The sequence below is a fragment of the Janthinobacterium sp. LM6 genome, assembly GCF_002002885.1.
In the GTDB taxonomy this organism is placed as follows: Bacteria; Pseudomonadota; Gammaproteobacteria; order Burkholderiales; family Burkholderiaceae_D; genus Janthinobacterium; species Janthinobacterium kumbetense.
The window spans coordinates 4,487,168-4,499,065 of record NZ_CP019510.1; the positions used below are offsets into that span (position 1 = coordinate 4,487,168).

General features: G+C 61.1%; 7 protein-coding genes. 1 reads left to right on the forward strand and 6 read right to left on the reverse strand.

All coding sequences use genetic code 11. The features are described 5' to 3' along the window. Positions 1-8 precede the first annotated feature (8 nt). Both fdnG and BZG29_RS19755 read right to left on the reverse strand, forming a co-directional pair. Positions 9-3,080 (reverse strand): formate dehydrogenase-N subunit alpha, encoded by a 3,072-nt coding sequence (gene fdnG / locus BZG29_RS19750; protein ID WP_077406627.1) that lies wholly within the window; start codon positions 3,078-3,080, stop codon positions 9-11. A 293-nt stretch (positions 3,081-3,373) separates the two neighbouring features. Beyond that, positions 3,374-5,524 carry a TonB-dependent siderophore receptor gene (locus BZG29_RS19755; protein ID WP_077406630.1) on the reverse strand — a complete coding sequence of 717 codons (2,151 nt, stop codon included), beginning with the start codon at positions 5,522-5,524 and terminating at the stop codon, positions 3,374-3,376. 382 nt (positions 5,525-5,906) lie between these two features. On the opposite strand from BZG29_RS19755, the gene BZG29_RS19760 reads away from it, so the two are divergent. Beyond that, positions 5,907-7,616 carry a methyl-accepting chemotaxis protein gene (locus tag BZG29_RS19760; protein ID WP_077406633.1) on the forward strand — a complete coding sequence of 570 codons (1,710 nt, stop codon included), beginning with the start codon at positions 5,907-5,909 and terminating at the stop codon, positions 7,614-7,616. A gap of 27 nt (positions 7,617-7,643) precedes the next feature. Here BZG29_RS19760 and BZG29_RS19765 read toward each other — a convergent pair whose 3' ends face one another. The 4 genes from BZG29_RS19765 to BZG29_RS27905 all read right to left on the reverse strand — a co-directional run bounded on the left by BZG29_RS19765 (position 7,644) and on the right by BZG29_RS27905 (position 11,851). Continuing rightward, positions 7,644-9,359 (reverse strand): S41 family peptidase, encoded by a 1,716-nt coding sequence (locus tag BZG29_RS19765; protein ID WP_171985070.1) that lies wholly within the window; start codon positions 9,357-9,359, stop codon positions 7,644-7,646. A gap of 62 nt (positions 9,360-9,421) precedes the next feature. Then, positions 9,422-9,874 carry a hypothetical protein gene (locus BZG29_RS19770; RefSeq protein ID WP_077406638.1) on the reverse strand — a complete coding sequence of 151 codons (453 nt, stop codon included), beginning with the start codon at positions 9,872-9,874 and terminating at the stop codon, positions 9,422-9,424. A gap of 181 nt (positions 9,875-10,055) precedes the next feature. Beyond that, positions 10,056-10,814, reverse strand: coding sequence for an alpha/beta fold hydrolase (locus BZG29_RS19775; RefSeq protein WP_077406641.1), 759 nt, complete (start codon positions 10,812-10,814; stop codon positions 10,056-10,058). Between the two features lie 188 nt (positions 10,815-11,002). After that, the gene (locus BZG29_RS27905) at positions 11,003-11,851 is read right to left on the reverse strand and encodes a hypothetical protein (RefSeq protein ID WP_150131006.1); all 849 of its coding nucleotides are present in this window, start codon (positions 11,849-11,851) and stop codon (positions 11,003-11,005) included. Between the last annotated feature and the right edge of the window lie 47 nt (positions 11,852-11,898).

Genomic DNA, 11,898 nt, shown 5'->3' on the forward strand with positions numbered 1-11,898 from the left:
AGCTCCCATCATGCTTTTTCCACCTTCACGAGGAAGGACTTGAATTCCGGCGTTTGCGAATTCGCATCCCCCACGCCCGGCGTCAGGGTATTGATCAGATACCCCGGCTTGGCCACGCCCGTAAAGCCCCAGTGCAGCGGCAGGCCTACGGTATGCACCGGCTTGCCCTCGATCATCAAAGCCTTGATGCGCTTGGTGACGACGGCCTTGGCGATGATGTGACCCCGTTTGGAACTGACACGCACTTCCCCACCGGCAACGACGCCGATGCTCTTGGCCAATTCTTCGCCGATTTCGACGAATTGCTGCGGCTGGATGATGGCATTCAGCCGCGCATGCTTGGTCCAGTAATGGAAATGCTCGGTCAGGCGGTAGCTGGTGGCCACGTGCGGGTATTCCTCATGCGTGCCGAACATTTTCCGGTCATCGGCGAACACGCGCGCGGCCGGATTGCTGGTCGCCTGCGGGTTTTTCGGATGCATGGGGTTGTAGCCGAGCGGATTTTCGAACGGCTCGTAATGCTCGGGGAACGGCCCTTCGGCCATGGCGCCGCGCGCAAAGAAGCGTGCCACGCCCTCGCCCAGCATGATGAACGGACCCATGCCGTTTTCCGGCGGTTCGTCAACCTTGAAGTCGGGAATATCGGCCCCGCTCCAGTTCGTGCCATTCCATTCGATCAATTTACGGGTCGGGTCGAAGGCCTTGCCTTTCAGGTCGCACGAGGCGCGGTTGTACAGCACGCGGCGGTTCGCCGGCCACGCCCAGGCCCAGCCCAGGGTCTGGCCGATGCCGGTCGGGTCGCTGTTGTCGCGCCGTCCCATCTGGTTGCCCGCCTGCGTCCAGCTGCCGGCGAAGATCCAGCAACCGCTGGTGGTCGTGCCGTCGTCGCGCAATTGCGCAAACGAGGCCAGCTGCTCGCCCTTCTTCACCAGCAGCTTGGTCGGATCTTTTGGATCGTACAAGTCGGCCAGTGCCTTGCCGTTGAATTCGCGGGCGATTTCTTCCGGCTGCGGGTTATGCGGCTGCGCATAATTCCACGTCAGGTTGACGATAGGATCGGGGAACTTGCCGCCCTCTTTCTTGTACATGTTGCGCATGCGCAAGAACAGGCCCGACATGATCTCCAGGTCGCTGCGCGCCTGGCCCGGCGGTTCGGCCGCCTGCCAGTGCCACTGCAGCACGCGCGAGGAGCTCACCAGCGAACCGCGCTCTTCGGCGAAGCAGCTGGTCGGCAAGCGGAACACTTCCGTCATGATCTTGGTGGGATCGACTTCGTGGTATTGGCCGTGCGCCTTCCAGAATTCGCCCGTTTCCACGGCCAGCGGATCCATGATGACGAGGAACTTCAGCTTCGACAGCGCTTCCGTGACCTTCTGCTTGTTCGGCGCGGACGCCAGCACATTGAAGCCCTGGCAGATATAACCCGTCATCTTGCCTTGGTGCATGTTCTCGATGGCTTGCATCAAGTCATACGGCTTGTCGAGTTTCGGCAGGTAGTCGAAGGCGTAGTTATTTTCCGCCGTGGCAAAATCGCCCCACCACGTCTTCATGAAGCTGACGTGGAATTTGCGGTAATTGCTCCAGTAGCTGAGCTGGTTCGGCCGCAGCGGCTTGGTGGCGCGCGCGGCGATGTAGCCATCGAAATCCTGCTCGGCTTCGTTCGGCAAGGTCATGTAGCCTGGCAACAGGTTCGACATCAGGCCCAGGTCGGTCAGACCCTGGATGTTCGAGTGGCCGCGCAAGGCGTTCATGCCGCCGCCGGCGATACCCATGTTACCCAACAGCAACTGCACCATGGCGCCCGTGCGGATGGTTTGCGCGCCCGTCGAGTGGTGCGTCCAGCCCAGCGCGTACAGGATGGTACCGGCGCGTCCCGGCACGGCGGTCGAAGCCAGGGCTTCGGCCACCTTGTGGAACTTGTCGGCCGACACGCCGCACGTACGCTCGACCATCTCGGTCGTGTAGCGCGCGTAGTGCTTCTTCATCATCTGGTAGACGCAGCGCGGGTGTTCCAGGGTCGGGTCGACCTTGGCATAGCCGTCGTCGCCGATCTCGTAATCCCAGGTGGCCTTGTCGGTGTACTTGCCTTTTTCCTTGTCGAAACCCGAGAACAGGCCGTCCTCGAACGCATAGTCTTCGCGCACGATGAAGGGCATGTCCGTGTAGTTGCGCACGTACTCATGCTGGATCTTGTCGTTCGTCAGCAGATAATTGATGATCGCGCCGAGGAAGACGATATCCGTGCCGGTACGCGTGGCGCAGTAGTAATCTGCCACGGATGCGGTACGGGTAAAACGCGGATCGACAACGATCAGCTTGGCCTTGTTATGCGCCTTCGCTTCCGTTACCCATTTGAATCCGCAAGGATGTGCTTCTGCTGCATTGCCGCCCATGACCAGGATCACGTCGGCATTCTTGATATCGACCCAATGATTCGTCATCGCGCCACGGCCAAACGTCGGGGCAAGACCTGCCACCGTCGGTCCGTGTCATACACGCGCCTGATTATCAAAGGTCAGCATCCCCATGCTGCGCACTGTCTTGTGGGTCAGATACCCGACCTCGTTGCTGCCGGCGGACGCGGCAAGCATGCCGGTGGAGAGCCAGCGGTTGACGGTCTTGCCGTCGGCATTCTTTTCGATCAGGTTGGCGTCGCGGTCATCCTTCATCAGGCGCGCGATCTTGTCGAGCGCCACATCCCAGGAGATCGGTTGCCATTCCGTGCCGCCCGGTGCGCGGTACTCGGGCACTTTCAGGCGGTTCGGGCTGTGGATGAAGTCGACCAGGCTGGCGCCTTTCGGGCACAGGGTGCCGCGGTTCACCGGGTGATCGGCATCGCCTTCCACGTGGATGATGCTGGAGACGGCATTCTTCGCGCCATCGCCCAGACCATACAGCAGGACGCCGCAGCCAACGGAACAGTAAGGACAGGTATTGCGGGTCTCGGTCGTGCGAGCCAGCTTGTATTGCCGTACTTCCGCCATCGCCTGTCCCGGTGCGAAACCGAGCAAGGCGAGGCTGGAGCCAGCAATCGTGGCGCCAGTTACCCGAAGGAACTGGCGCCTGGATATCTGAACCATATCAGACCTCTATGATGTGAGTAAATAAAAAGTCATACGGCGTCATGCTGGTGTCATATCACTAAGATATAAGCACCATGCCTGTGCCGTATGACAGTATTTTACCCCTCAAACTCTGACAAGGCTTAGTCCGCTGGAAAAAATTGCCTTTAGTCAATATTAATTTGACGATACCGAACGTTCCCTCTAAACAATGCCAGCCTGCCCGGCACGCTTGCACAGCGCTACCCAGCCACGAAAAAAACCCGCTCGCGAGCGGGTTTTTCGGGATGCAGCCGAGCTGCCAGGCCAAATTACAGGCTGTAGCGCAAGGTCAGCGCCACATTGCGCGGCGCGCCCGGCAAGCTCAGGTTCGGGCTGGAACCGTGGCCCGACACGATGTAGCGCGTGTCGCCGATATTATTGACGTTCAGCTGCACTTCATAGCGGCCCGTGCGGTACGCGGCCATGGCGTCGGCCGTCACGTAGCCTGGCAGCACGACGGTGTTGCCCGGGTTGGCGAAGCGGCTGCCCACGGCATTCGCGCCGCCGCCCACCGTGAAGCCGTGGCCCAGGTCTTTCGTCAGCCACAGGTTGGCCGTATTGCGCGCCGTCAAAGTGGCGCGCTTGCCCTTGATGGCGACGGAACTGGCCGTCGTCGTGCCCGGCGCATTCACGCTGCGGTCGACGGCGATGGAATCGGTGATGGTGGCGTCCAGGTAAGCGTAGCCGGCCATCATTTTCCAGCCATCGTGCAAGTCCGCGTTGAAGGTCAGTTCCAGGCCATCCGTGCGCTGCGTGCCGACGGGCACGATGCGGTTCGTGATCGGGTCGCTGGTCTTGATATTGTCGCGCTCCAGGCGGAACAGCGACACGGTAGCATTCGCGCGGCCGCCCCACAGGTCGTACTTCGCGCCCACTTCCGTGTTGCGCGTGGTTTCCGGCGCCAGGTCGGCATTGTTGGCAGCCAGGGCAAAGTTCTCGCCGCTCGGCTGGAACGAACGGCTCCACGACGCGTAGTACGATTGCGTCGCGCCCGGTTGCCAGACGAGGCCGGCGCGGGGGCTGTAGGCCGAATCCGTGCGCGACAAATCCGCCGTCGTCACGCCAAGCGCATTGGCCAGGCGCGACTGCTGCTTGTAGCGGTCGTAGCGCAAGCCGGCCAGCGCCTTCCACTCGTCGCTGAAGCTGATGGCGTCCTGCACGTAAGCGGCGGCCGTGTCGTAGGTACCGAAGGTATCGCTGCGCGCGCCCAGCTTGCTGCGGTTGACCTGCGGCAGGACGGGGTTGAAGATCGATACATTCGTCGCCACCACGGTCGAAGCCCAGCTCGACGCATCCTTGTTTTGCTTGCCGAATTCGGCGCCGTACAGCACTTCATGGCGCAAGGTGCCCGTGACCAGCTTTTGCGTCAGTTCAGTCTGGTTGAACCAGCCGCTCTCGTCGCGGTTAAGCTTGGCGTGGCCCAGGCTCATCGTGCCCTTGACTTCGTTGACGTTGCCGGAAATATTCGTGTTGTTGCGGTCCAGGTGATAGTCGTAGTAGCGGAAGGCATTGCGCAGCGACAAGCTATCGCTGAATTTGTGCGTCAGGGTGGCGGCCGTGGACACCACGCGCGACTGGCTGAAGTCGGCATCGCGGGCATTCGCCGCGCCGTAATACGTGCCCGCATCGACGGCGACGGGACGGCCGTGGTAGGACGGGATGCCGAAGTCCGTCAGGCGGCGGTCTTCCAGGTAGTCGCCCTGCAGCAGCAGCTTGGTGGCGCTCGACAGGCGGATGGCCACGGACGGCGCCAGCGCCGTACGGTTGATGAATTGCTGGTCGCGGTAGCTGTCGGACAATTCGCGCGCGCCCGTGACGCGCCAGTCCACCGTCTCGCCCACACGGCCCACGTCGACTTCGCCGCGGCGCCCTTTTGTGTTCGTCAGGCTCAGGGCCACGTCCGCGATATCCACGCCCGGTTTCTTCGTGATGCGGTTCACCAGGCCGCCCGAGGAACCGCGGCCGTACAGCACGGCGGCCGGTCCCTTGATCACTTCCAGGCGCTCCACATTCGACAGGTCGCGGAAATACAGCGCGTCATCGCGGAAGCCGTCGACGAACTGGTCGCCGATGGCCGTGAAACCGCGGATAAACACCTGGTCGCGCTGGCCGTCGCCCGTGGACAAGCCCACGCCGGGGATGTTCTTCATGATGTCCTGGATCGACATGGCGTTCTGGTCGCGGATGACGGCGGCCGGCACCACGTTGATCGTCTGCGGCACGTCGCGCAAGGCCATTTCCGTCTTGGTGCCGCTGGCGGAGGTGGCGGCCACGTAGCCATCCTTGTCCTTCGACGCCGTCACGGTGACGGCGGGCAAGCTTTCCTGTGCCCAGGCCGCCATTGGCGTGGCGCCCAAGGTCAAGGCGCCCAGTACGGCGATGGTGATCGGTTTACATCCCGGCTTGCGCTGTTGCTGCATACAATTCCCTGGTCGAAGTTTTAATACGAATGATTATCATTAGTATTTTATCAGCCGGCGATGGTAAAAGTAAGGATGAATGTAAGTGATAGTACTTATTAACTAGGTACTTGACGTAAAAAAGCAACAGGAAATCAATGTCAAAAAATAATTAAAATTGCTTTGAAAAACTATTTCCCTGCGTCAATGCTATACTTGCGGCTTGCTGGGCAGCGGTCAGCCTGACCGATATGCCCCTTGCTTTACCTCCATCGCCACGCTCAGCGTGGCGCGCCGCACAGCCATCACGCGGCACCCGAAGACCCCGATCCCCTGCGCCTTGCGGCGCCTGTCCGCCCCTGCTGGCGGCGGCGATCATGACTATTAAACTGTTAGGAATTACATGAAAAACCTGAACATCGGCAGCCGCCTTGGCGTCGGCTTTGCTGTCGTATTGCTGTTGCTTGCCGCCTTGACCATCACCGCCCTCGTGCGCATGCAAACGGCCAGCGACCTGACTTACCGCCTCATCAATACCAGCATCAAGAACCAGCGCATGGTGGCCGAGTGGTCGAAGATCATCGAACTGAACAGCGTGCGCGGCGTCGCCTCGTTCGAGATCACCGATCCGGTCGTGCGCGCCAAGATCGAGGAAGACTTGAAAGTCGATGCGGAGCGTTCCAGCAAGCTGCAGGACGACATCATCGCGTCCTTGCTCAACCCGGCCGTGATCGAGCAGTTCAAGGTGGTGCGCAAGGTGCGCACCGACTACGTGACGACACGCGCACGCGCCTTCAAGATGAAGGCCGACGGCGACGTGGCGGGCGCCAAGATCGTGTTCGACAAGGAAGTGGCGCCCATCACCGTAGCTTACCTGGCCGAAGTGAAGCGCTTTGCCGGCATGCAGATCAAGGCGGCCGACGGCGTCGGCGCCAGCATCATCGAAGCTTACAGCGGTACCCGCATCTTCCTGATCACCATGGGCGTGCTGGCCGTGCTGATGGGCATCGGTTTTGCGTGGTGGATCACGCGTTCGATCACCGGCCCCATCCGCGCCGCCGTGAAAGTGGCGGAAACCGTGGCAGCGGGCGACTTGAGCAGCGTCATCACGGCGCAAGGCCGCGATGAAACAGGCCAGCTGATGCATGCCCTGAAAACCATGAACGACAGTCTCGTCGGCATCGTCGGCCAGGTGCGCAGCGGCACCGACACCATCGCCACGGCCTCCGCGGAAATCGCCGCTGGCAACCAGGACCTGTCGTCGCGCACGGAACAGCAAGCCAGTTCGCTGGAAGAAACAGCCTCGTCGATGGAAGAATTGACCTCGACCGTCAAGCAAAACGCGGACAACGCGCGTCAGGCGAATAAACTGGCTGGCGACGCGGCCGGCATCGCCAGCCGCGGCGGCGCCGTGGTGGCCGAAGTGGTCGCCACCATGAGCGAAATCAATACCTCGTCGAAGAAAATCGTCGATATTATCTCGGTCATCGACGGCATCGCCTTCCAGACCAATATCCTGGCCTTGAACGCGGCAGTGGAAGCGGCGCGTGCCGGCGAACAGGGTCGCGGCTTTGCCGTGGTCGCCACGGAAGTACGCAACCTGGCGCAACGCTCGGCAGCGGCGGCAAAAGAAATCAAGGGCTTGATCGACGACTCCGTGCAAAAAGTCGACGTGGGCACGGACCTGGTCGACAAGGCCGGCAAGACGATGGAAGAAATCGTGCAAAGCATCGGCTTCGTCACGTCCATCATGAGCGAGATCAGCAACGCCAGCGAAGAACAGAGCGCGGGCATCGAGCAAGTCAACCAGGCCATTTCCGAAATGGACCAGGTAACGCAGCAAAATGCAGCCCTGGTGGAAGAAGCCTCGGCCGCAGCCGAGGCGATGCAGGAACAGGCGAGCGAACTGGCGCAGGTGGTCAGCGTCTTCCGCCTGGACGCCAACGCGGCGGCCACCGACCGTTTCAGCGTGAAAACCGCGCAGCGCAGCGCGCCGGCCGCAGCAGCAGCCGCGCCGGCCCGCCAGGCTACGGCCCCTACCCTGCGCCTGCCCGTGACGCGCAAGAGCAGCAAGGCCGCAGCGCCGGCCGAAGGCGAATGGGAAGAGTTCTAAGCAAGCCGGCAACCCCGGCAAGAACAGCTATTGCCGGCGTATCTCGGCAATGGCTGCCTCCAGCACCTCGTCACGCCCGGCGCGTATGCCGGCAAGCGTGGGCCTGACCTCGATATCCGGGATGATGCCCACGCGCTGCGTGGGGCGCCGGTCCGGATAAAATATGCCGATGCCGCTGATCAGGGTGCTCAAGCCGCCGGGCAGCGAAAACGGCGAACTATTGCCATCCGCGCCAGCCGTGGTGCTGCCGACCACCTTCGCGCGCGGCGCCACGCGCAAGGCCATGGCCGTGTATTCGGCGCGGCTCTGGCTGACTTCATCGACCAGCAGCATGACCTTGCCCGCATAGTGCGGCGCCTGCGGGCGCAAGACCTCGGTCCCGGTCCAGTGGAAGGCGCCGGGATTGCCAGGGTCGCCCTTGGTAAAGCGGGCAAACTCCGTGGGCCGGTCGACCAGGTAGGCACCCAGGGCAAAGACGACAAACTCGCTCGGGTAATTGCGTATATCGATAATCAGGCCGCGGCTGCCCGCCGCCGCCGCCATCTGCGCCGCCACGTCGGCCCGCTTGAGGGTCGACAGCTTGAGGTAGGCGATATTGTCGCCCAGGCGCTGGAACGTTTTCCCTTCCCTGTCATGCGTGTCCGCACCCGCTTGCCGCCCGGCTGACACGCGCTGCGCCGTCAGTTCCACCTCCTCCAGCCCGCGGCGTATCTGCAGCCGGGCTTCACCGCAAGCGCCAGCCGTCAGCTTGCCAGCCATGTCGCGCAGCCGCGCCGCTTCATTCGAAGCAGCATAGTAGGGCCGCCAGGCGGTCACCAGTTGCGCCACCGGCACGCCATCGACGCTGGCAATGACATCGCCGACCTGCAATCGCGTCGCCGCTCCGGCTTCCCGGTGGCCCACCACCACGGCGCTATCGTCGATGAAGCGGAGTTTGACTGGCAGCTGGCATTGCCCCACGGGCGGACGCACGTGCAGCGAACTCCACAGATTGGTGTGGGTATCGTGCAGGCGCGCGATCACGGCCATCATTTCCAGCTGATAGCTGGCGCGGTCCCTGGCCAGCGCGATGCGCGGCAGCGACTGGCGCAGGACGTCATCCCAGTTTTCGCCTGTCATATCGCGGTAGGGCGCCCAGTATTCGATGATATTCCAGAAGCGAAACAAGGCCAGCAACTGAAAGCCGGCATCGGGCAACATCAGGTCCGGATAGGCTGGCTCATGCTCAAAGACAGGATTGCCCACCTGCTCGTGCAAGCGCAGATAAAACTGGCTGCCCGACGCCGGCCGGCGCAGATAAATGTGCCGCAGATCGGCGCGCAAGCCGGCGCCCAGCAAGCTCTCATCATCCAGCCATTGCAGTGCGGGACGCAGATGCAGCTCGCCTTGCGCCGGGACGGCACATGGGTCGCAGCCGGCAAGCTTGCCCAGGCCGGCGATCCAGTCCTGCAGCACGGCATCGCACGCCGCTCTGTCAGGCGCGGCCAGCATGCGGGGCATGATGCGCAAGAGCTCGTAGTCCCACTGCCGTCCACCCGCGGTGATCAACGGATGATGGTATTTCAGGAAACCCCATACCTTGCCGAGCATGGCGAGGTTGTCGACCTGCACGGGTGTCACGGCATCGAGCGCGATGCCCGAACCGGCATCGAATGCGCGATCCGTTTCAAACGCGGTATTGCCGCCGGCCTGAGAAAAAGCCGGCGGCACCGCACCGACGAGCAGAAAGGAAATGGCTGGCATGCACCAGCGCGCCAGCCTCAGACAGCACATCCATTTCATCCAGCATCCTTATCGACGGTAATTCAGCACAGCCTGGCTTGCGCATCCTCAATGAGTTTCGCCAGCTCGCGCGGCACCGCCTGCGCCAGGAAATCGAGCGCCAGCTGTTCCGGATCGATGGCTGCGTCAGGCGGCAAGCCATGCTCGAAGCCCCCCACCATAATGCGGCAAAAATGCGGCGATTCCGCCCGCGTTTCCACATACCAGCAGCCTGCATGGCCTTGCACGAAGTATTCGCCGATAAAGTAGCCGAGCATGGTTTTCACCCATTGCCAGCTCTCGTCACGGATGACGATGGTGCGCATGGCCGCATCGATGTACGGCAGGTATTCGGCCGCGTTCGTCAATACTTCGTGCGCGGGCTGGATGCCCAGACGCTCGACGAAACTCACCAGCGACGCCCCCAGCGCGTCATAGTAGGCGTCGAAGCCTGCCTGGCTGTGTTTCAGTAACTGCTCTTGTTGCGTCAACTGCATTCCCACTCTCCCTCCAACAAATTCACTGGCCACCGCGCGCGCGGCCGACAGCCGCGAGCGCATCAGCGGCATGTATCGTAAGCCAATGAATGTCGACATTCGGCATTTTTCGAACTTGACCTACAGCCCGTAAAGCGCCACGAGTGGCAAAGTTTACCAAAAAATACGACTGTCCAAAAAATTAGGGGACATTAGGCGCCACATGGAACGCCGATAGCGATTTATTAAGCGCGTCAAATACGTGCCTCGGGCTTTCTTCGATAAAGAAGTGGCCGCCCGGGATTTCGCACCAGCTTTGCTCACCGCTAAATTCGCGCGACCACGCGCTACGGTCCTGCCGTGTCATGGTCTCATCGTCCGATCCGGAAAGCATCACCAATTCGCCCGACAGCAAGGGTCCAGGTGCATACACATACGTTTCGCTCAACGCAAAGTCGGCTCGCAGCGGGGGCAGAAACAGATCGATCAACTCGGGCGTTTCAAAAAATTCATCTGGCGTATCGCCACTAATTCGCAGCTCCTCAATCAGGTCCGCATCGGACATGAGATGCAAACGCGCTTCCTCCAAGCGGGATGGCGCCTTCTTGGCCGATGCGAAGAAGATAGCCGGACTTTTCCCCATCTCCTGCAACCGGCGAGCAAGCTCAAAACCGACAAGCGCGCCGTTGCTATGTCCAAAGATGCCAAACGGCCGGTCGAGCCAGGACTGCATTTCAGCGCTCAATAGCTCCACCAGGCGGTCGACGCGGTCGACGGGCGCCTCATCGAATCGAGTGCCGCGTCCAGGCGGCTCGACACACACCAGCTCCACATGCGCGTCGAGATTTTTTTGCCAATTCAAGTAGGTGCTCGAACTGCCTCCCGCATAAGGCAGGCAAAATAAACGCAGCGATGCATGCGGGCGTGGAGAAGGCGTAAAAATTCCATTTAACATAGTCATGTCATTCCCTTAAGTGCGACGCAAAGCAGGTGGCCTGCGTCGGATTGTTTACAAAATTATTGTCGTGCGCCAGTCGGCATGTTGACGGCATAGAAGCCGATTTGCCGCCATCGCGGACATCGCCGGCGATTGGCCGCGCTGCTCAAGCGCCGCTGGCGTGCAGACGTCATCCATGTTCATACGCGCGATCACGCGTGCCGCCACTTTTGCCCGTGAAATGGTGGACACCATCCCGACAGCGAGGCCGGCCGCCCCGGCCACAAAAGGGATGGTGACAAAGTAACTGATGGCCGGACTGACGACATGCGGAGATGCGCACTGGATTTCAGCCAGCGCCATTCCCGGAACAAGGAATGGCCGACGCTGGTCCAGACTTCGCCCAGATGGCGGTACAGGTCGTAGCGCATTTGCGTGCGCTTGAGCAAGTTTACGGACGGCAACAGCTCCCGGTTCGTAAAATACCGACGACGGGAAAGGTGCGTTGCAAGTTCCTTGGCGGCGTCAAACAATGCATGCAGGTGCTTGTGGTCGCGGTCTTTCAAGCCTCGGCATTCTTCATGCTTGCGGGCGCAGAGATGAAGGATGTCCGTTGTCAGCATCAGACCAAGCACGACGGTTCCCAGGAAGCATGCGAAGGCAAAAGGGGACAGCCAAGCAAGGTAGGAAAAACAAACCATACCCGTTACGAAATGCATCAGGAACTGTGGCGCATCCGACAAGTCATTGGCCTGGTTCTCGGCGTCGCCGGGCACGACGCCCGGCAAAGCAGCTTGGCCTGTTTTTTCAACCACTGGACACCTGGTCGCAAGAAGGCCATGTAGTAGCGCGGTGCGAATTGGAGCGATTGCATCGGTGAAAATGATGGCCATCATGGCACTGGCGACCAGAAATACCATGAACAGGCCGGCAACGTCCATCAAATGCGTCACCATCCATTCCGGAACCGGAGAATTGCCCTTACCCGCAATCTGCCTCCTGATGAAGTCCAGTAACAGCACGTTGACTGTTGCAGAACCAGCGCACAGCAAAGCGCACAAGACAAGCCTCCGGCGACGGCCAAGCAATATTGATTTCGACATATAAA